This is a genomic window from Pseudomonas sp. ATCC PTA-122608, assembly GCF_001952855.1.
GTDB lineage: Bacteria > Pseudomonadota > Gammaproteobacteria > Pseudomonadales > Pseudomonadaceae > Aquipseudomonas.
On record NZ_LPNO01000011.1, the window covers coordinates 39,100 to 59,581 of the forward strand.

The window sequence follows — 20,482 nt, forward strand, 5'->3', positions numbered from 1 at the left end:
CCTTAACTAAATAGGAGACATTTTGCGGCGACTGTACAAGCCACCCAATAAACCGGTCAGGCAACCCATCACCAGGCCACCCACGTGGGCCGCGTTGGCGATTTCGCCGAAACCGATCATCGAAACCAGGCCCGACAGGCACAGCACCAGCCACACCAGCATCATCACCAACACCCCGCGAGGCAGGCGATACGCCGGGTTCGGCGACAACAACTGATAGATCCAGCAATGCCCGAGCAAGCCGTACAGCACCCCGGACAACCCGCCAAACAGGCCAGGACCACCAAAAGAGTATTGAGCGTAGTTCGACACCAGGCTGAACAACAGGGTCAGGCCCAGCAGGTTGATACTGCCCTGGCGCAGCTCGATACGCCGTCCCAGTTCCCAGTACCACATGCCGTTCATGGCCAGGTGCAGGATGCCGAAGTGGATCAGCATCGGCGTGACCAACCGCCACCACTGCCCGGATGCAAGGCTGTCGGCCAGCGGCGTGAAGTGCAGGTACTCACCCGACACACTGAACGGCAGGAACGTCAGCCAGCTCATGGCTTGCAGATTATCCCCCAGCAGCGTGACGGCGCCGACGATGATGCTCAGCAGCAGAATAAGTCCCGTCACCGGGCTGTGGCGCAACTGCTGGACAAACCCCGGACGCTTGACCGTCGCCGCCTGTGCCGGAATATCCAGTTGCTGGTCCGGGTCACCAGCTGGAAAACGCTGGTACAAAACCTTCACGTCTTCGCTGATGGAATCGGGCACCCACAGCACTTGCTCCCCGGCTTCTTCGCTGACGCGATGGGGCACCTGCATGCGTTGCAGCAGCGTGACGAAACCACTCAAATCCACCGCCAGCGGCAGGCGTAATACAGCCACGGAACTCATGCAATAACCTCAGGGCGCTCGACATCGACCCAAACAAATTTACGCGGGTCCAGGCGGGTTTCCTGATCCAGTCGGTAAGCCACCAACTTGCCATACAGCACTGCGCTGTAGTCCAGGCAGGCCAGGTTCGGACGGATCGGCGCCGGTTTGCCGCTGCGCCAGTAATGGCCGACGAACAGCAACGGCTCGTCGACGCCGTAGCGCAGCAGGGAATTTTTCTCGGTGGACGACAGCGGCGTGGCTGCCACCGGTTCCGGCAGCGCATCAGGCTGGAACACGATGTCGCCGTAGGTTTTCGGGTCGTCTTCCCAGAACTTGGTGCGGAAGAACGAGCGCGTCAGCCCGTCGCCACCGGTCAGGGTCAGACCGTCCGGCAGGCGCATGTCGGTGCCGCGCAGCAGGCGGTCGAAGGCGTTACTGGCGAAACTGCCGGGCACGGCGGCGGCTTGCAGGAAGTGCTGGTCGATGCAGCCGTCCGGGAAATGCGCGCGCAGGGGTTCGATAAAGCCGTTGTCCCAGCAGGCGTGCACCACGCGGAACCGTCCGGCATCGACAAACAGCGGCATGTCGTAGAACCAGCCGAGGAAGTCGTGCCAGTCCGCCGGGTGCTGCTCGAACTGCGTCAACGTCTCTTGGATCAACCGCGCATGACGTGGCGTGTGCTCACGCACGAACTGCTTGCCGCTGCCCGGGGGCGCCGGCGTGCTCCAGCCCAGCGCGTTGAACTCATGGTTGCCCATGATGCACAGCGCCTGGCCGGCTTCGGTCATGTCGTGGACGATGTGCAGCGCCTCGCGAATGCGCGGGCCACGGTCGATGATATCGCCGAGGAACACCGCCATTCGCGACGGATGCCGCCAGGTGCCGCCCTGCTTGTGGTAACCCAACCGGTCGAGCAAGTGCTCAAGGGTATGAGCGCAACCGTGCACGTCACCAATCAGGTCGTAGCTACGCGCGGGATCGAGCATCAGTCGCCTCCACCCCCCAAGCGGCTGCCCCAGCCCAGCTTGGTCCGGCACACTTCGTAGTAGTTGTGATCCAGCGGGTGAATCAACCGCAACTTCTGCGCCTTTTTGCTCACGGTGATGGTGTCACCGGGGGCGCAGGTGAAATGGTTCTGCCCGTCGCAGGAGACTTGCGGGTAGATCTGCATGTCTTTGGACACCACGATTTTCAACTCACTGTTGCCGTCGACCACGATAGGTCTGCTGGACAACATATGGGGGTACATCGGCACGATCACAATGGCATCCAGCTTGGGATGCATGATCGGCCCGCCGGCAGACAGCGCGTAGGCCGTAGACCCGGTAGGCGTGGCGACGATCAGGCCGTCGGCCTTCTGGCTGCACACGAACTGGCCGTCGATGTACAACTCGAACTCGATCATCCGCGTCGATTTGCCGGGGTGCAGCACCACATCATTAAGGGCGTCGCCCTGGCCGATGGCTTCGCCGTGACGGCGCACTTCGGCTTGCAGCAGGAAGCGGTTTTCCACCAGGTAATGGCCGTCCAGCACCTTGGCCACTTCGACTTCCAGCTCGTCAGGGCGAATATCGGTGAGGAACCCCAGGCTCCCGCGGTTGATCCCCAGCACCGGCACGTTATGCCGCGCCAGCGCACGGGCGGCGCCCAACAGGCTGCCGTCGCCGCCCACCACGATCACCATGTCGCAGACTTCGCCGAGCATCTTGCGCGACGAGGTTTGCAGGCCGTGGCCCGGGAGGATTTCAGCGATGGTGTCTTCGAGGATCACATGCAGGTGGCGCTCGAGCAGAAACTTTTTCAGCCGGCGGACGGTGTCCAGCACCTGGGTACTGCCCAGGCGACCGATAATGCCGATATTGCGAAATTGCTCCATGGGGCTCCTGCGGGGTTCGGGTTCTGGCAAAAAAGAACGATTATGGGCGAAAGCCGGCGTTACACAAAATCCTTTGTCGCCGCAAACCCCAGACGACAACGGTTCTCAGCCCCCTTCCCGGCTGTAAAAGGCTATGCTCGGACCATGACTCTGTTCACTGACTTACAGCACCTGCCCCGCCAACTGCGTCACCCCGAGGTGCGGGACCTCGCGTGGGTGATGCTCGCCCCGCCGATGCTTGAGCAGACACCCTGGCCGCAACGCCACCCGCTGACCGGCAGCGATTGGGTGCAGGCCCCGCATTTGCTGGAACACTGGCTGCGCCAGCTGGACCAGGACAGCAGCGCCTTGCTGCATTGGCTGAGCCAGGCACGTACCCGTCGGCTGGGCCTGTATTACGAACGACTATGGCAATTCGCCGTGCAGCATGCGCCGGGCGTGGAATTGCTCGCGGCCAACCTGCCGATCCGCCAGGCCGGGCACACCCTGGGCGAGCTGGACATGCTGCTCCGCGACCGTGACGGCGTGCACCACCTGGAACTGGCGATCAAACTTTATCTCGGGCCCCAGGACGGCGACGGCCGGGACACCGCGCAATGGCTGGGCCCGGGCTGTCATGACCGGCTTGACCGCAAGCTGGCTCATCTGGCGCAGCATCAATTGCCGATTTCCGCCCGGCCGGAAAGCCGCGAAATACTGGCGGCGTTGGATATCCAGAGATTTGACGCGCATCTATGGCTGGGCGGGTATTTGCTCTACCCATGGCCCGGCATGGCGCAAGCGCCGGTGGGCGCGCATCCGCAGCACCTGAATGGCCGCTGGCTGCATCAGCGCGATTGGTCACGGTTTATCGAGCAAAGCCCCGCCGGTCGCTGGCAACCGCTACCCCGCCACGCGTGGCTGGCACCGGCGCACTACCCGGCGGATGAAGCTTGGGATGCGGCCCGGATGCGAGATTGGCTCACCGAACTGGACCCCATGGCGCCCGCGCAATTGCTGGTGCGCCTGGTGGAAAACAGCGAAGGAGAATGGGAAGAAGCCGAACGGCTGTTCCTGGTGGCGGATCTGTGGCCGAACGTACCCGGCACCCCCGTAGCAGCTGTCGAGCGCCAGCGAGGCTGCGTCGGCAGCACCACCGTTGCCGAGTCATCCCCCATCTCAGAGTCGCGCCCGACGCAGCCTCGCTGAAGCTCAACAGCTGCTACGGACGAATTTACGGGGGGTTATTAAAGGTGATCGATGTGCCGATAATCCACTTGCAGCCCGGCAGCCAACGCTTTCGCGCGCCCCAAGCGGATCGGGCCGCGCTCGATGTCCACCAGCAATCCTGGGCAGTCCAGCTGCGGCAGCCCTGCCACATCTTTCAGTCGTCCATCGGTGATCACCAGCAACCGCTGCTGCTCCACCGGGTAACGCTTACGACGAGCCAACAACCAATGCCCCGCTTCGCTCAGTGCTGCCAGTAACGGCGTGCCGCCGCCTGCACCGAGGCCATCAAGCCAATGACCAAGCCCTTTTGCCGCCTTTAATCCCTGCACCTGCCACTTTGGCGACTGTCCACTCGCGGTGAGCAACGCCATGCGCGCCCGTTGCCGGTAGGCGTCGTCAAACAGTTGGGCCAGCAAACCCTTGGCATCACTCAGCGCCTGATGCCGCCGGGTGGACGCCGAAGCATCCACAATCACCAGCCACAGTTCATGGGGCGTGCGGCTGCGCAATTGATACAGCAGATCTTCACGGCGTTGCGGCCGCCCGCTGAGCAAGGTGCCCGGCCAGTTGATCGAACCTTCGGCCGCGCTGCGCGCCGGCCCTCGCCTGCCCTTGTCCAGTCGACCCGCCTTGGGCCGTGCATCCGCCCCCGCTTTAGGCTTGGGGCGGATGCCTAGGGCTTTTTTGGCCAGGTGGGCACGTCCCGGCGAGCACCCGTCGCCAGCGCAGGCGCGGGCATGTCGCCCCATTGGCCCTGGCCTTCTGTTGAATCATTGGGCTTGGGTAATTGACCGCCACCCGGCTGCGTCGAAGTCGGTGATTGCTCCTGGCGCCGGTGACGCAGGGCAAATTCCGCAACGGCCTCGATATCTTCATCGCCGATGGCCGTCGCACCACGCCAGGCGGCATGGGCACGGGCGCCGCGCAGCCAGACCAGGTCGGCGCGCAAGCCATCGACGCCCGCAGCAAAACAACGTTCGGTGATCTGCGCCAGCGCCTGGTCATCCAACGGGATGCTCTCCAGCAACGCCCGCGCCTCTGTGCAGCGCTCACGCAACGCGGCCTGCTGGTCGGCCCATTGCCCGCAGAAACCCTGAGGGTCGCTGTCAAAATCCAACCGACGACGGATGATCTGCCCACGCTCGGCCGGCTGGGTGTGGCCGCTCAACGCCACGTTGAAGCCAAACCGGTCGAGCAATTGCGGGCGCAACTCGCCTTCTTCAGGGTTCATGGTGCCAATCAGCACGAAGCGCGCCGAATGCCGGTGGGAAATGCCGTCGCGCTCGATGAGGTTGGTGCCGCTGGCGGCCACGTCCAGCAGCAGGTCCACCAGATGATCGGGCAGCAAATTGACTTCGTCGACGTAGAGCACGCCGCCGTCGGCCTTGGCCAGTACGCCGGGGGAAAACTGTGCGCGGCCTTCGCCGAGCGCCGCGTCCAGGTCGAGTGTGCCCACCAGACGCTCTTCGGTAGCGCCCAACGGCAGCGTGACGAACTGGCCGCTGGCGAGCAGGTCTGCCAAGCCACGGGCCAGGGTGGACTTGGCCATGCCGCGCGGGCCTTCAATCAGCACGCCGCCGATTTTCGGGTCGATGGCGGTCAGGCACAGGGCCAGTTTCAAGTCGTCGGCGCCGACAACGGCGGACAGCGGGAAATGCGGGAGATCGGTCATCAACTGCCTTCTTCTATATCCAACAACAGGTTTTCCAACGCCTCGCGGTACGCCCCGGGTTCCTGCCACATGCCGCGCTGCTGGGCTTCGAGCATGCGTTCGGTCATGTCCCGCAGGGCATCCGGGTTGTGCTGCTGCACAAAGGCCCGGGTGTCCGGGTCCAGCAAATAGGCGTCCGCCAGCAACGCGTATTGATGATCGTCGATCAGCGCCGTGGTGGCGTCGAACGCGAACAGATTGTCCACGGTCGCGGCCATCTCGAACGCGCCTTTGTAGCCGTGGCGCTTTACCCCTTCGATCCACTTCGGATTGGCCGCCCGGGCACGAATCACCCGGTTCAACTCTTCCTTCAGCGTGCGGATCTTCGGCAGGTCCGGCTGGCTGTGGTCACCATGATAGCTGGCGGCCTTGTCGCCGCTCAGAGTTTCCACGGCAGCGAGCATGCCGCCCTGGAATTGGTAGTAGTCATTCGAGTCGAGCAAGTCGTGCTCGCGGTTGTCCTGGTTCTGCAACACCGCCTGCACCTGGCTCAAGCGCTGGGCAAACTGTTCGCGGGCGGCGGTGCCTTCGTCGGAGCCGCCATAGGCGTAGCCGCCCCAGTTCAGGTAGACCTCGGCCAGGTCTTCGCGGCTCTGCCACAAGCGCCCGTCAATCGCGCCCTGCACGCCGGCACCATAGGCACCGGGCTTGGCACCGAAGATCCGCCAGCCGGCCTGCTTCGCCGCCGCTTCCTCGTCCAGGCCCGACAGGCGCAACGCTTCGCGCTCGCTGCGCACCTTGGCGGCCAGGGGGTTCAGGTCGTCGGGCTCGTCCAGCGCCGCCACGGCTTGCACCGCCGCGTCGAACAGCCGGATCAGGTTGGCGAACGCATCGCGGAAGAACCCCGACACGCGCAAGGTCACGTCGACGCGCGGCCGGTCCAGCAGACTGATCGGCAGGATTTCAAAGTCATCCACCCGCTGGCTGCCCGTGGCCCACACCGGGCGCACACCCATCAGCGCCATGGCCTGGGCAATGTCGTCGCCGCCGGTGCGCATGGTGGCGGTGCCCCACACCGACAGGCCGAGTTGGCGCAAGTGATCGCCATGGTCTTGCAGGTGACGCTCAAGAATCAGGTTCGCCGACTGGAAGCCGATGCGCCAGGCGGTGGTGGTTGGCAGATTGCGCACATCCACCGAGAAAAAGTTACGACCGGTAGGCAACACGTCCAGGCGGCCCCGGCTCGGCGCACCGCTGGGCCCGGCCGGGACGAAGCGCCCGCTCAGTGCATCCAGCAACCCGCGCATTTCCGCCGGGCCGCAAGCATCCAGGCGCGGCGCGACGACGATGCGCAGGCTCTCGATCACCGACTTGACGTCTTCCCAGCCGGGCTCTTCAAGCTGTTCCACCGCACCTTCCAGGGCCTGCTCGATCAGGCGCGCGGCATACAGCTCCAGGCGTTCACGGGTGTCGCCGGCGGTACGCCACAATTGCGCGTCGATCTTCTGCAGCACCAATGGCCGGCGCCCGGTCCACGGCTCGGCCAGGGCGCAGTCCAGCGGGTCGAAGCCCAGCTCAAAAGCCTTGGCCAATACCCGCAGCAGACTCGATTGCGGCCCACGACCATCGCCACGCGGAATGCGCAGCAAGGCCAGTAAGGTGTCGATGCGCAGACGGCCCTCGGGCGACTCACCAAAGATGTGCAGGCCATCGCGAATCTGCGACTCCTTCAAGTCACACAGGTAAGTGTCCAGGCGCGGCAGCCAGATCGCCGCGTCGGCATCGCTGTTGAGGTTTTCGTCCAGGGCCAGTTCCTGGTCGATACGGGTTTCCCGCACCAGCTTGAGGATGTCCTTTTGCAGCTCGCGGGCACGTCGTGGGTCGAGCAGTTGTGCCTCGTAATACTCGTCGGCCAGCAGCTCCAGGTCGCGCAGCGGCCCATAGGTTTCGGCGCGGGTCAGCGGCGGCATCAGGTGATCGATGATCACCGCCTGGGTGCGGCGCTTGGCCTGGGCGCCCTCGCCCGGGTCGTTGACGATAAACGGGTAGATATTCGGCAGCGGCCCCAGCAATGCGTCCGGCCAGCAGTTTTCGGAAAGCCCGACCCCCTTGCCCGGCAGCCACTCCAGGTTGCCGTGCTTGCCAACGTGGATCACGCCGTGGGCGCCGTAGGTCTGGCGCAACCAGAAGTAGAACGCCAGGTAGCCATGGGGCGGCACCAGGTCCGGGTCGTGGTAGACCGCACTGGCGTCGACCTGGTAACCCCGGGCCGGCTGGATGCCGACGAAGGTCAGGCCGAAACGCAGGCCGGCGATCATCATGCGGCCGTCGCGGAACATCGGATCGGTGTGGGGTGTGCCCCAGCGTGCCAAAACCGCTTGGCGGTTGGACTCGGGCAAGCAGTTGAACATCGCTTCGTAGTCGTCGAGCGCCAGGCTTTGGTGACACGGACGCAGGTCGAGGCTGTCCAGGTCGTTGCTGACACCGCCCAACAGTTCCTGGATCAGCGCCGTGCCGCTTTCCGGCAGGACGTCCGGCAGCGGATAACCTTCATTCTTTAATGCGCGCAAGATGTTCAGCGCAGCGGCTGGCGTGTCGAGCCCCACACCATTGCCGATACGCCCGTCCCGGGTCGGGTAGTTGGCGAGGATCAGCGCGATACGTTTTTCGCCATTCGGTACCCGCGCCAGTTCGACCCAACGCCGCGCCAGTTCGGCGACGAAGTCCATGCGTTCCGGCTGCGCGCGATAGCACACCACATCCGACTGGCTGCGCTCGCTGCGCCAGGCCAGGTCCTTGAAGCTGATGGGCCGGCTGATGATGCGCCCGTCCAGCTCCGGCAACGCGATGTGCATCGCCAGGTCCCGTGGGCCGAGGCCTTGCTCGCTGGCCTGCCAGCCGGGCTCGTTGTCCTGGGCGCAAATCGCCTGGATCACCGGAATATTGCGGCGAAACGGCCGCAGGTGCGGGGCTTCGGGGCTGGATTGGGCAAAGCCGGTGGTGTTCAGAATCACCGCGGCGTGCACCTCGTCCAGCAAGTCCTCGACCACCGTCAGGCAGCCGGGCTCTTTCAAACTGGCCACCGCCATCGGCAACGGGTTAAGACCCGCGGCCTGCAAGCGTTGGCAAAAAACATCGATAAAGCCGGTGTTGGCCGCCTGCAAATGCGAGCGGTAGAACAGCACCGCCGCCACCGGAAAATCAGCTTGCCAGTCGGCCTGCCAATCGTTGAGACGGGCATTGGCTTTGTGCGGGTGATAAATCGCCGTACGCGGCAAGGTTTGCGGCTCGTCCCAGGCGTAATCTCGGCCAAGGTAGCTGGCCGCCAGGTAACGATAGAAATCCAGCGCATTCCCCAAGCCGCCCTGGCGCAGGAAGTGCCAGAGCCGGTCACGCGCCTCGGCACCCACGGCACCCACGGTGCTGAGGCCGCTGAGTTCCGGGTCCGGGCGGTCGTCCCCCGGCACCAGAATCAGCTGCACGCCGCGCTCGGCCAATTCCACCAGGCGCTCGATACCGTAGCGCCAATAACCGATGCCGCCGTGCAGCGAAATCAGGATGACCTTGGCGTGGCGCAGTACCTCATCCACATACAGGTCGACCGAAGCATGGTTCTGCACCTGCATCGGGTTGGCCAGGCGCAGGCTCGGGTAATCCTCGGGCAGCTGCTGGGCCGCTTCGGCCAGCAGCGCCAGGCTGGAATCACCGCTGCACAGGATCACCAGCTCGGCGGGAGTCTGTCCAAGGTCGGCGATGTTGTCATCCGAAACGAAACCGCCGGGCTGGGTCCTGAGCAGGTGCATGGGTTAAACGCTGAGGGCGGCGCGCAGTTGCGCTTCGAGCAAGGCGGCGTCCAGTTCCTGGCCGATCAGCACCAGGTGCGTGGCGCGCGGCTCATCGGCGCGCCAGGCGCGGTCGAAATGCTTGTCGAAACGCGTGCCCACGCCCTGGATCAGCAGGCGCATCGGCTTGTTCGGGATCGCGGCGAAACCCTTGACCCGCAGGATGCCGTGCTTGACCACCAGTTGGGTCAGGGCGTCCAGCAGCAGGCTTTCGTCGGCCTGGGGCAGTTCGATGGAGATGGAATCGAAGGCGTCGTGATCGTGGTCGTCTTCACCTTCGTGGTGATGATCGTGATGGCTGTGGCGACTGTCGATGTGTTCTTCGGAGCCCGCACCGAGGCCAATCAACACATCCAGCGGCAGGCGACCGCTGCTGGCTTCGATGATTTTTACTGCTGGCGGCAGCTCTTCAGCCACTTCCAGGCGCACGCGGGCCAGGTCTTCAGGGCTGATCAGGTCGGACTTGTTGAGGATCACCAGGTCGGCGCTGGCCAGTTGGTCGGCGAACAGCTCGTGCAGTGGCGATTCGTGGTCCAGGTTCGGGTCGAGCTTGCGCTGAGCGTCGACCTGGTCCGGGAAGGCGGCGAACGTGCCGGCGGCCACGGCTGGGCTGTCAACCACGGTGATCACGGCGTCAACGGTGCAGGCGCTGCGGATTTCCGGCCACTGGAACGCCTGGACCAAGGGTTTTGGCAGGGCCAGTCCCGAGGTTTCGATGAGGATATGGTCGAGGTCGCCGCGACGGGCCACCAGTTCGCGCATCACCGGGAAGAACTCTTCCTGGACCGTGCAGCACAGGCAGCCATTGGCCAATTCGTAGACGCGGCCGTTGGCTTCTTCTTCAGTGCAGCCGATGGAGCATTGCTTGAGGATTTCGCCGTCAATGCCCAACTCGCCGAACTCGTTGACGATCACCGCGATGCGGCGCCCCTGGGCGTTATCCAGCATGTGGCGCAGCAAGGTGGTCTTGCCCGAGCCGAGGAAGCCGGTAACGATGGTGACGGGGAGTTTGGCCAGTGTTTTCATCGGATGCCCTTTGGGGCGGGCATACGGGACGAGTGGCCCTGCGCGGGTGCGCAGAAGCAGAATTCGCCACCGGATCACCCCGCCCGGTTGAAGTAGAAAATCGGTTGCGAGGCAGGTCTCCTGGCTTGGGGCTTGCCGGCGGTGAGGCCGGCGCTGGCTGCGCCTTCCCGCCTTGTTCAGGCAGTGGCGTGGCAGTCAGATAAACCCTTTACAGTTGCGGGGGCAGCCGCGGCATTGACCGCGTTCCCTTCTTAGCTTCGGCCTGGGCCGAAGAACCTCGAAGGTGCAAGGCTACGCAGTGCGCAGGGACGGGTCAATGTCCGAGCGTTTGGCGCGAAGCAGCGCCAGGCGCTGCAGCATGCCCTCGCTGGCGGCAGGCCCGGCTTGAACGCTGCATTGCTCGACGGACACGCGCGCGCCGTCGGCGTCCACCACCGCCACTTCCACCGGGCGCCGGGTTTCCCGGTCGACCAATTGCAGGCTTTCACCTTCGTTGGCGAAATGGCGGTTGCCCCAACCGACGAACGCCATGATCACCACCCGGAAATCCTCGCCGACCGGCGTCGGCACGTACTCGAAACGTGGCGGCCGCTCGCTGTATTGCCTGCGCTCCAACAGCCCCGCGTCCACCAGGCTGTTGAGCCGGCGAGTCAGCATGTTCGGAGCGATTCCCAGGCTTTGGGAAAACTCATCAAAACGGCGCAGGCCCTGCAGCGCGTCGCGCATGATCAGGATGCTCCACCACTCGCCTACCCGTTCAACTCCACGGGCTACCGGGCATTCGGCATTCACCAGCGACTTACGTTGCATTGCAGTTCCTCTGTGGGGCGGCCCCGGAAATTTAAGCTATCGGATGTTACTTTCATAATGATAGCTTCGTCCATGCAATGCTACCAACCTGAAATTTGCGGAGCTAAGCGATCATGAGTAAGCGAATTGTTGTGACCGGCATGGGTGCAGTGACCCCGCTGGGAACCGGCGTGGAACAGACCTGGAAACGCCTGCTGGCCGGTGAATCCGGAATTCGCAGGCTACCCGAGGCATTGGTCGGCGACCTGGCAATCAGCATCGGCGGCCAGGTGTTGGACCGCAACCAGGACCCTGAAGCCGGCTTTGACCCGGACACTGTCATCCCGGCGAAAGAGCAGCGCAAGATGGACCGGTTCATCGTGTTTGCCCTGGCCGCCGCCCAGGAAGCCCTGGCACAGGCCGGCTGGAATCCGCAAACGGCAGCGCAGCAGGAACGTACCGCGACCATTATCGCTTCCGGCGTGGGTGGTTTCCCGGCGATTGCAGAAGCCGTGCGCACCGCTGACAGCAAAGGACCACGGCGCCTGTCGCCGTTCACGATTCCGTCATTCCTCGGCAACATGGCGGCCGGGCATGTGTCGATCCAGCATCAACTGAAAGGTCCGCTGGGCTCCCCCGTCACTGCTTGCGCCGCCGGCGTACAGGCGATTGGTGATGCCGCGCGCATGATCCGTGCAGGGGAAATCGACATCGCCGTGTGTGGCGGCGCCGAAGCCTGCATCCACCGGGTCAGCCTCGGCGGATTTGCTGCGGCGCGTGCGCTGTCCAGCGATTACAACGACACGCCGGCACTGGCTTCGCGCCCGTTCGATCAAGGCCGCGATGGGTTTGTGATGGGCGAAGGTGCCGGGCTGTTGGTCATCGAGGAGCTGGAACATGCGCTGGCTCGCGGCGCCACGCCCATCGCGGAACTGGTGGGCTATGGCACCAGTGCTGATGCGTATCACATGACCTCGGGGCCGGAAGATGGCTCAGGTGCGCGCCGGGCGATGGAGATCGCGATTGCGCAAGCAGGGATCAGCGCCGCACAGATCCAGCACTTGAACGCCCATGCCACGTCGACCCCCGTAGGTGACAACGGCGAGCTGGCGGCGATCAATACGCTGTTCGGTGCAAATGCCAGCGTCGCGATCAGCGCCACCAAGTCGGCGACCGGCCATCTGTTGGGCGCCGCGGGCGGGATCGAGGCGATCTTCACTGTGCTCGCCCTGCGCGACCAGATTGCCCCGGCCACCCTCAACCTGGACAACCCGGACCCCGCTGCCGAAGGGCTGGATATGGTCCGAGGCCAAGCCCGGCCGTTACCGATTGAATACGCGATATCCAATGGATTTGGCTTTGGTGGCGTGAATGCCAGTGTGTTGTTCAAACGCTGGGGTTAACGCGGCGATTTGACGCCCATCGCCCGCCCATGCTCTCCTACGCATCTTGTTTCGGGTGCCCTTCACAGGGTGAAACGGGAAACCGGTGAGTCATGTTCCTTTACTCAAGGGCGTGACGAGTCCGGTGCTGCCCCCGCAACGGTAAGCGAGTGAAACATCAAATCCACTGTGTCTCTACGGCATGGGAAGGTGATGTTTTCAAGGCCCAGGCCCCTCGCAAGCCCGGAGACCGGCCCGAAAAATTCAGATAACAAACCCGCGGTGGGCGGGCGCTGTTCAGAACCCTGCGTGCCTGGCTCGCGGGGTTTTCATGCGCTCGTGCACCCTGAAACCCTGAAGGGACGCGCCATGTCGATCATCAGCAGCACCGCCTCTACCGCCAGCACCACCGCCACCCTGAGCCAACGCCTGACCGCCGCCATTGGTGCGTCGATCCTCGGCGCGTGCCTGGTGTATTTCGCCGGTTTCTCGCACATCGAAGCGGTACACAACGCCGCCCACGATACCCGCCACAGCGCCGCGTTCCCGTGCCACTGAGACCTGCCGACATGATCAAGCGTATTGCCCAAACCGCAGGTTTCACCGGTCTTCTGGCCGCCTTGCTGCTGACCTTGCTGCAAAGCTTCTGGGTCGCCCCGCTGATTCTGCAGGCGGAAACCTTCGAAAAGGCTCCCGCGGCCACCGAAGTGCATGAGCATGCCGGCGCTGCGGCCCACACCCACGACGCCGAAGCCTGGGAACCGGAAGATGGCTGGCAGCGTGTGCTGTCGACCACGGGCGGTAACCTTGTGGTTGCAGTGGGTTTTGCCCTGATGCTTGCCGGCCTGTACACCTTGCGTGCACCGACCCGCACGGCGCAAGGCTTGCTGTGGGGCCTGGCCGGTTACGCCACTTTTGTGTTGGCGCCGACCCTGGGCTTGCCGCCTGAATTGCCGGGCACTGCGGCTGCAGACCTGGCGCAACGGCAAATCTGGTGGATCGGCACCGCCGGCTCCACCGCTGCCGGTATCGCGCTGATCGTATTCGGTCGCAACTGGCTGCTGAAAGTCCTGGGCGTGGCGATCCTGGCGGTGCCTCATGTGATTGGCGCACCACAGCCGGAAGTCCACTCGATGCTGGCGCCGGAAGCCCTGGAAGCTCAGTTCAAGATTGCCTCGCAGTTGACCAACGTTGCCTTCTGGCTGGCGCTGGGGTTGATCAGTGCCTGGCTGTTTCGCCGTAACCGTGATGGTCAGTATTCGGCATGATCCTGGCGGTTGGCCTGGGGTGCCAGCGGGGGTGTTCTGTCGACGCCCTGCTAGACCTGTTCAATGCCGCCCTCGCCGAGGGTGGCATTGAGCGCCAGCGCATCACTGCGCTGGCCAGTCTTGATCGCAAACAGGATGAGCCGGGGTTGCTGGCACTGGCTCAGGTTCTGAAGTTGTCGTTGACGTTTTTCAGTGCGGCGCAATTGGCGCCCTATGAAGATCGACTGAGCCATAAGTCCGAGACGGTTTTTGCTCATACCGGCTGCTACGGCATCGCGGAAAGTGCCGCCCTGGCCCTCGCAGAACACCTGTCCCAAGGCCCTGCTACTCTGCTGATCGCCCGCAAAAAAACCGCCCAGGCCACCTTTGCATTGGCTTGCGCCGGCTGAATTCCCGATAATCGTCAGCTTTGATCATGAGCAATCTTCATCTGGAGGGCTGCTCGCGTGCTTTTTTTCACAGGAATGAATCCATGACTGTCTTTTTCATCGGCGCAGGCCCAGGCGACCCGGAACTGATCACCGTCAAGGGGCAGCGGCTGATTCGCAGTTGCCCGGTGATTATCTACGCCGGTTCGCTGGTGCCGGCGGCGGTGCTTGAGGGGCATCGGGCTGAACTGGTGGTTAACAGTGCGGAGCTGCATCTGGAGCAGATCATTGGGCTGATCAAGACGGCCCATGAGAAAGGCCAGGATGTGGCTCGGGTGCATTCCGGGGATCCGAGTTTGTACGGGGCGATTGGGGAGCAGATTCGGCTTTTGCGGGAGTTGGGGATTGGGTTTCAGATCATTCCCGGGGTTACGGCGGTGGCGGCGTGTGCGGCGTTGTTGGAGGCTGAGCTGACGTTGCCGGACATCGCACAGAGTGTGATTTTGACGCGGTATGCGGATAAGACGGCGATGCCTGAGGGTGAGGCGTTCAGTAGTTTGGCGCAGCATGGGACGACCATGGCGATTCACCTGGGGGTGAGTCATCTGGAGAAGATCGTGGCTGAGTTGGTGCCTCACTATGGGGAGGATTGTCCGATTGCGGTGGTGCATCGGGCGACCTGGCCGGATCAGGATTGGGCCATTGGTACGCTGGCGGATATTGCCGGGAAGGTGGCGGCCAAGGGGTTTCGGCGTACGGCGTTGATTGTGGTGGGTCGGGTTTTGGCCAGTGACAGTTTTGGTGAGTCGTCGTTGTATCGTGCGGGGCATGCGCATTTGTATCGGCCCTGAGGGGGTTAGTGGTGGTGTACATATCCGTTATTTTTTTAACGGCCGCCTATGGTTCCGCTCTTACAGCGGCTCACTTTTGAACAGCGCAAAAGTAAGCAAAACGCTCTTGCCCCACCACTCGGCACCTCGCTTGGGCTCGGTGTGCCCGCACTCCGGCAGCACGAAGCGGGCCGCCGCGACGGGGCGTCCCTGCCCCGTCGCGGCTAAACCGGCGTCCTGCCGGTTTACCCGCTCCGTACTGCCTGCGTTCGGCCAGCGTGGTTTAACGGGGCGCCTAAGATCAAGATCGAGATCAAAAGCAGATCAAGAGCACAGCGGCCTACAGGCCGGCTTGAGTGTGGTGAAGCAACAGCAACAGCAGAATCAAAAGCTAAAGCGGGCACGGTCCAAATGTGGGAGCGGGCTTGCTCGCGAAGGTCGTTAACGATGATGTGGGCATCCTGATTCAACGCGGCGGTCTCAGGTTTTTCGCGAGCAAGCTCGCTCCTACAGGAAAGCAGCTTTGCTTTTGCTTTTAACACTCAAGCCGGCCCGTGGGCGGGGCGCCTAAGATCAAGATCGAGATCAAAAGCAGATCAACAGCACAGCAGCCTACAGGCCGGCTTGAGTGTGGTGAAGCAACAGCAACAGCAGAATCAAAAGCTAAAGCGGGCACGGTCCAAATGTGGGAGCGGGCTTGCTCGCGAAGGTCGTTAACGATGACGCTGGCATTCTGGATGAACGCGGCGGTCTCAGGTTTTTCGCGAGCAAGCTCGCTCCTACAGAGAAGCAAGCCGGCCTGTAGGCCGCTGTGCTCTTGCTTTTGATCTGCTTTTGATCTTGATCTTAGGCGCCCCGTTAACCACGATGGCCGCAAGTAGGCACGGTGGAGCGGGTAAATCGGCAGGGAAGCCGATTTAGCCGCGCCGGGCCATGGATGGCCCGTCGCGGCGGCCCGCGGAGCCGAGCCGGAGTGCGGGCATGCCGAGCCCAAGCGAGGCACCGAGTGGTGGGGCAAAGACCTTTTGGTTACTTTTGGCTGGGCCGGCATTCCGGGCGTTTGCCAAAAGTGACCCGCTGTAAGAGCGGAACCATAAGCCGCCGTTACCGCAGCAACGGATATGTACACAACATACCTAACCCAAAACCTCACAACCCTCACGCAACCCACTGAATCCAAACCATAAAAAAACGGCGCTCACGAGGCGCCGTTTTTTCCACATCCACAGCGAACACCCTTAGTAGTAGGCGTTTTCTTTCTGCGTATGGTCAGTCACATCCCGCACACCCTTCAGCTCCGGAACCCGCTCAAGCAGCGTACGCTCAATCCCCTCACGCAAGGTCACGTCCGCCTGGCCACAGCCCTGGCAACCGCCACCAAACTTCAACACAGCAATACCATCATCAACCACATCAATCAGGCTCACCTGACCACCGTGGCTGGCCAGCCCGGGATTAATCTCGGTCTGCAGGTAATAGTTGATGCGCTCGTTAATCGGGCTATCCGCATTAACGTTCGGTACCTTGGCGTTCGGCGCCTTGATGGTCAGTTGGCCACCCATACGATCAGTGGCGTAATCAACCACCGCATCGTCAAGGAACGCTTCGCTGAATGCATCGATATACGCCGTGAAGCTTTTCAGCCCCAACGCCGTATCTTCAGGTTTTTCTTCTCCCGGCTTGCAGTAGGCAATGCACGTCTCTGCGTACTGGGTGCCGGGCTGGGTGATAAAGACGCGGATCCCGATGCCCGGGGTGTTCTGCTTCGACAGCAGATCAGCCAGGTAATCGTGGGCGGCGTCGGTAATGGTAATAGCGGTCATGGAAACTCCTCGCAGGCTTGCCGGCAGTTTACGCCAAATTATTACCGAGGTACAAAGTCCTAGTATTTTTGTCGGGAAAGCACTAACCGTTCGTCGCCATCGAACCAGCCTTTGAGCCGACGATAACTGCCCTTTTCCAGCCAGTGATAGCTGGCCAGCGACCCAAGGGCAATCAGCACCACACATATCCCGAGCATCACGTAGGCATTCACCCCATAACGCTGGGCGATAAAACCACCGGCAGACAGCACCAGCACGTGCATCAGATAGACCGAATAGGAACAGTCCCCCATCACCTTGAGCAGGCGGCTGCGCTCGAAATAGCGTTCCATCGAAATACAGGCCACCACCAGCACCGCACTCGGCAAGCCCCAGCTCAGGGCGCGAGGTGATGCCGGCCAGTGATAAATCGCCAACAGCGCACCGGCAATACCCGCCAGCGGCAGCCACAGGCCGGGGCGAATCCAGCCCTTGCGGTACAGCATGCCGATGCCAATCCCCAGCAAGAACTCGTACACGATGTCCGAACGATAAAAATCGCTGATCCAGCCAAACGACGTCCACGCCTGGCACACCGCGAACAACAACGCGCCCACCACCAGCACCCGCCACTGCCGGCGAAACAGCAGCGCCCAGGCAAACAGCACATAGAAGAGCATTTCGTAGTTCAGGGTCCAGCCGACATTCAAGGTCGGGTACACCCCATAACCACCGGGGTTTTCGGAAGGTATAAACAGCAAGGACATCAACACATGAGCCGCATCGACGCTCTGGTCCGGCAACACCGGCCGGGCAAACACCACCAGCAGCGCCATCAGCACCGTGTAGAACCAGTACGCCGGGACGATCCGCAGCAGGCGATACAGCAGGAATCGCCAGGGCGGCAGCTGTTTGTTCTCGGTGGAGAGGAAGATCACCAGGCCGCTGATGACGAAGAACACGTCCACGCCCGCCGCGCCCTTGTCGACAAACAGGTGCCCCAGCGCCGAGTCGGCCTGGAAACCAAAGAAAATCTGCATGAAGTGATGACCCACCACGGTCCAGGCCGCCAGGGCGCGCAGTGCCTGTACTGAAATCAACATCGTCGACCCGCTCTCCCAACCCTCGACACCGATTATTCAGGTGCCTCTGGCTTGGGACAGCCGTCGACGGTCAAAGGTCGATCAAAGATTCTCGTAGCGGTTCATGTCCAGCACGCCCTCTTCCAGCGGCGTGGTTTCGTGGAGGTACTGCGACAGGTCGTGGAAGTACTGCCAGAACTGCGGATGGCTGCGGCGAATGCCCCAACGGTCGACGATCTTCTCGAAGCGATTGGCGTCCTTGGCGTTCTCCATGGCAGCGACAAACTCCGGTACCTGCTGCGCCGGAATGTTGAACATGAAGTTCGGATAGCTGCTCAGCACCCCGGGATAGATAGTCACTGTATCCAGGCCGGGCTGATAGCGATAAGCCTCACCGAGCATGAAGGCCACGTTGCTGTGGGCGCGATTGCGCAGCAGGCTGTAGATCTCACGTTTGCCGCTACGGGTTTCGATGCGCAGCAGGGTCGCTTCCGGCAACTGGTCGATCACCTTGAGCCCCGCCGCCGGGCGATTGGTCAGGCGGCTCAGGGCCTGTTCGGCGTCCTGCAGCGCAGGATCAATGCCCCGGCGTGAGCAATAGGCGCTGATACAACGGTTAATCGGGTCCGGGCTGGCGTTCAAGTCGCCGTAACGGGCCAGCAACTGGTTGGCGAAGTCGCGCTTGGGGTCTTTTTCATCGAGCGTCAGGCCAGTGGGCTTGTCATCGTCAATGGCTTCATAGTCCATCCATAGCTTGACCTTGCCGCTGTTCTGGTACCAATCGTCGAGGAAATCATCTCGCGAATCCGCCGGCATCAAGCGCAGGAAGTTCTGCTCGGCGCCGTTGCGGATCAGGTCGAAATACAAGCGCGTCTGGGCCTGATGGGAAACGTTGCCGAACACATCGAAATTCACTGCCAACTGGTAGTAGGTGCGCTCCAGCAGCGGATAGTCGAACAGCCACATCGTTTGCGGCACCTCGCCGATCAAGCCCTTGGTCACCGAGGCGCTGTCGAAGTGGCGGAAGATGCTCAGCAAGGCGTTATCGTTGCCCGCCCACAGGGACGCCCAGCTCGGCGGTGGCAGGTCGGCATAGCTGTCTCGGCGCAGCGCTTCGTATTCGTTGCGCTTGTCGCGGTATTTAAGCCACAGGCTGAGCACGCTGCCCACATCGTCAATCTGCCCCGGCATCGCCAGCAACGGCGTGGCCTGGCCGCGGTAGCGGGCATCGGTGATGTACAGGTCGTGGTCGGGGTCCTGGAACAGGGTCCAGAAGTTGTCGCGGATTACGTCCGTGGCGATTTGCCCACGGCATACCGGCCCGCGAATAAAGGTACGCACGAAGTATTCGGCGTTATCCAGCATGAACTGGTAGCGCGCCTTGACCGGAATCGCCTCGAAAGTCTCAAACGGGTTGGCTCGCCGGCCAGGCCCGTAGCCCGGCAACGCGTTCACCTGCCAGTCATCGGTGTAGAACAGCGACTTGATGCGGGCCATTTTCTCGGCGCTGAACGGATAGGTGATGTGGGTCTTGTGCACGATCACCCCCTGCACCGGCCACAGGCGGTAGTACACCTGAGTGCCCGGGTCGTCGTTGGGGCGACGGGTGTTGATCAGGTCGATCGGTTGCCCGCTCGGGGTGCGCGAACGCACCCACTGGAAGAAATGCCCCGGCTCACCGCCTTCAAAGTAGATATGGGCGAGGAACAGGTGCTCGAACAACCAGCGCGCCACCAGGCTTTCCCGGGCGCCGGGCTGGTTGAACAGGTTTTCCCATTGCTGCACTTGCAGGGCTTCCTGGGCAGTCGGTGCCAGGCCTTGTTCGTCGATCGGTGCACCGGAGGCCAGCCAGCGTTGCAAGGTTTGGTACTGCTGGTCGGTCAGGCCGGTGACGGCCAGCGGCATGCCTTCCTTGGGATGGCTACCTGCGTAGGCGTTGAACTCGCCCGGCATCGGGCAGGTATTTTCGCGGTTCAGGCCCAGCACGATGTCGTCAGGCAGCTTGGCATTGGGCTGCAACGGTGCGTTATGCCCCAGCTCCAGCATGCGCGCCATCAGTGCGGCCTGGCTGCCCTGGGCATCGAGTACCGAGTAGAAACCCTTCTGCTGCCACGCGGCCTTGCCGAAGGCGTCATAGAACAAACGGGTGGGCTGGCTGGCAAGACTGCGTTCGCCGTCGTACACCGGCACTTTGGTCGCGCCACGTGCGGCGCCTTCAGCACTGCCGAGGTTTAGCTGGCAGGCCGAGTCATAGCAGGCGTGGCAGGCCACGCACTTCTCGGTGAAGATCGGCTGAATATCACGGGTATAAGAGATCGCCGGAGCGGGACCTTCTGCCTGTGCGGTGCTGGCGACCAGCGCAAAAGCGGCGCTGACGATGAGGCGAAGTGACATGTTCCCGGTCCCGGTTCGATGCGTACGGTGAAAAACCTGGCGATTCTACCGATGTAACACCCTCGCCAACATGAGCGATATTCATGCAAACCCTGCACA

The 20,482-nt window shown here is 62.6% G+C and carries 17 protein-coding genes and 2 riboswitches; of the genes, 6 read left to right on the forward strand and 11 right to left on the reverse strand.

The window, feature by feature from the left end:
* Positions 1-6: 6 nt before the first annotated feature.
* Genes AU074_RS11650 through AU074_RS11660 form a run of 3 tightly spaced genes read right to left on the reverse strand, consistent with a single transcriptional unit; the run spans position 7 to position 2,740 of the window.
* Complete coding sequence (locus AU074_RS11650) at positions 7-882, reverse strand: rhomboid family intramembrane serine protease (RefSeq protein WP_076014855.1); 876 nt, start codon at positions 880-882, stop codon at positions 7-9.
* The gene (locus AU074_RS11655; protein WP_173860375.1) at positions 879-1,853 is read right to left on the reverse strand and encodes a metallophosphoesterase; all 975 of its coding nucleotides are present in this window, start codon (positions 1,851-1,853) and stop codon (positions 879-881) included. The genes AU074_RS11650 and AU074_RS11655 overlap by 4 nt, the downstream gene beginning before the upstream one ends.
* Entirely contained in the window at positions 1,850-2,740 is an 891-nt protein-coding gene (locus AU074_RS11660) for an NAD(+) kinase (protein WP_003217892.1), read from the reverse strand. Before AU074_RS11660 ends, AU074_RS11655 begins: the two co-directional genes overlap by 4 nt.
* A 144-nt stretch (positions 2,741-2,884) precedes the next feature.
* Here AU074_RS11660 and AU074_RS11665 point away from each other — a divergent pair, with 144 nt between their 5' ends.
* Positions 2,885-3,928, forward strand: a complete 1,044-nt coding sequence (locus AU074_RS11665; RefSeq protein WP_076014857.1) for a DUF1853 family protein — start codon at positions 2,885-2,887, stop codon at positions 3,926-3,928.
* A 38-nt stretch (positions 3,929-3,966) separates the two neighbouring features.
* On the opposite strand, the gene AU074_RS11670 is transcribed toward AU074_RS11665, so the two are convergent.
* The 5 genes from AU074_RS11670 to AU074_RS11690 form a co-directional block, all read right to left on the reverse strand.
* Positions 3,967-4,698, reverse strand: a complete 732-nt coding sequence (locus AU074_RS11670) for a VWA domain-containing protein (protein WP_256576879.1) — start codon at positions 4,696-4,698, stop codon at positions 3,967-3,969.
* Complete coding sequence (locus tag AU074_RS11675; protein WP_076014858.1) at positions 4,623-5,621, reverse strand: ATP-binding protein; 999 nt, start codon at positions 5,619-5,621, stop codon at positions 4,623-4,625. Before AU074_RS11675 ends, AU074_RS11670 begins: the two co-directional genes overlap by 76 nt.
* Positions 5,621-9,403 (reverse strand): cobaltochelatase subunit CobN, encoded by a 3,783-nt coding sequence (gene cobN / locus AU074_RS11680; RefSeq protein ID WP_076014859.1) that lies wholly within the window; start codon positions 9,401-9,403, stop codon positions 5,621-5,623. The genes AU074_RS11675 and cobN overlap by 1 nt, the downstream gene beginning before the upstream one ends.
* 3 nt (positions 9,404-9,406) lie before the next feature.
* Entirely contained in the window at positions 9,407-10,468 is a 1,062-nt protein-coding gene (cobW, locus tag AU074_RS11685; RefSeq protein ID WP_076014860.1) for a cobalamin biosynthesis protein CobW, read from the reverse strand.
* A gap of 92 nt (positions 10,469-10,560) precedes the next feature.
* A riboswitch (cobalamin riboswitch) is annotated at positions 10,561-10,763 on the reverse strand.
* Positions 10,760-11,278, reverse strand: coding sequence for a helix-turn-helix domain-containing protein (locus AU074_RS11690; protein WP_076014861.1), 519 nt, complete (start codon positions 11,276-11,278; stop codon positions 10,760-10,762). It overlaps the preceding riboswitch by 4 nt.
* 113 nt (positions 11,279-11,391) lie before the next feature.
* Here AU074_RS11690 and fabF point away from each other — a divergent pair, with 113 nt between their 5' ends.
* From fabF to cobM, 5 genes are all read left to right on the forward strand, one after another.
* Complete coding sequence (gene fabF / locus AU074_RS11695; protein WP_076014862.1) at positions 11,392-12,660, forward strand: beta-ketoacyl-ACP synthase II; 1,269 nt, start codon at positions 11,392-11,394, stop codon at positions 12,658-12,660.
* 36 nt (positions 12,661-12,696) lie between these two features.
* A riboswitch (cobalamin riboswitch) is annotated at positions 12,697-12,913 on the forward strand.
* A 95-nt stretch (positions 12,914-13,008) separates the two neighbouring features.
* Positions 13,009-13,197 (forward strand): CbtB-domain containing protein, encoded by a 189-nt coding sequence (locus AU074_RS11700; protein ID WP_003217883.1) that lies wholly within the window; start codon positions 13,009-13,011, stop codon positions 13,195-13,197.
* An 11-nt stretch (positions 13,198-13,208) separates the two neighbouring features.
* Complete coding sequence (locus tag AU074_RS11705; protein ID WP_076014863.1) at positions 13,209-13,907, forward strand: CbtA family protein; 699 nt, start codon at positions 13,209-13,211, stop codon at positions 13,905-13,907.
* Entirely contained in the window at positions 13,904-14,296 is a 393-nt protein-coding gene (locus AU074_RS11710) for a cobalamin biosynthesis protein (RefSeq protein WP_076014864.1), read from the forward strand. The genes AU074_RS11705 and AU074_RS11710 overlap by 4 nt, the downstream gene beginning before the upstream one ends.
* An 83-nt stretch (positions 14,297-14,379) precedes the next feature.
* A complete protein-coding gene (cobM, locus tag AU074_RS11715) occupies positions 14,380-15,126 on the forward strand; it encodes a precorrin-4 C(11)-methyltransferase (protein WP_076014865.1) in 747 nt (248 codons plus the stop codon).
* 1,217 nt (positions 15,127-16,343) lie between these two features.
* On the opposite strand, the gene nfuA is transcribed toward cobM, so the two are convergent.
* The 3 genes from nfuA to AU074_RS11730 form a co-directional block, all read right to left on the reverse strand.
* Complete coding sequence (nfuA, locus tag AU074_RS11720) at positions 16,344-16,928, reverse strand: Fe-S biogenesis protein NfuA (RefSeq protein ID WP_003210817.1); 585 nt, start codon at positions 16,926-16,928, stop codon at positions 16,344-16,346.
* 59 nt (positions 16,929-16,987) lie between these two features.
* Complete coding sequence (locus AU074_RS11725; RefSeq protein WP_076014866.1) at positions 16,988-18,010, reverse strand: acyltransferase; 1,023 nt, start codon at positions 18,008-18,010, stop codon at positions 16,988-16,990.
* An 81-nt stretch (positions 18,011-18,091) separates the two neighbouring features.
* The gene (locus tag AU074_RS11730; RefSeq protein WP_076014867.1) at positions 18,092-20,383 is read right to left on the reverse strand and encodes a fatty acid cis/trans isomerase; all 2,292 of its coding nucleotides are present in this window, start codon (positions 20,381-20,383) and stop codon (positions 18,092-18,094) included.
* Positions 20,384-20,482 lie beyond the last annotated feature (99 nt).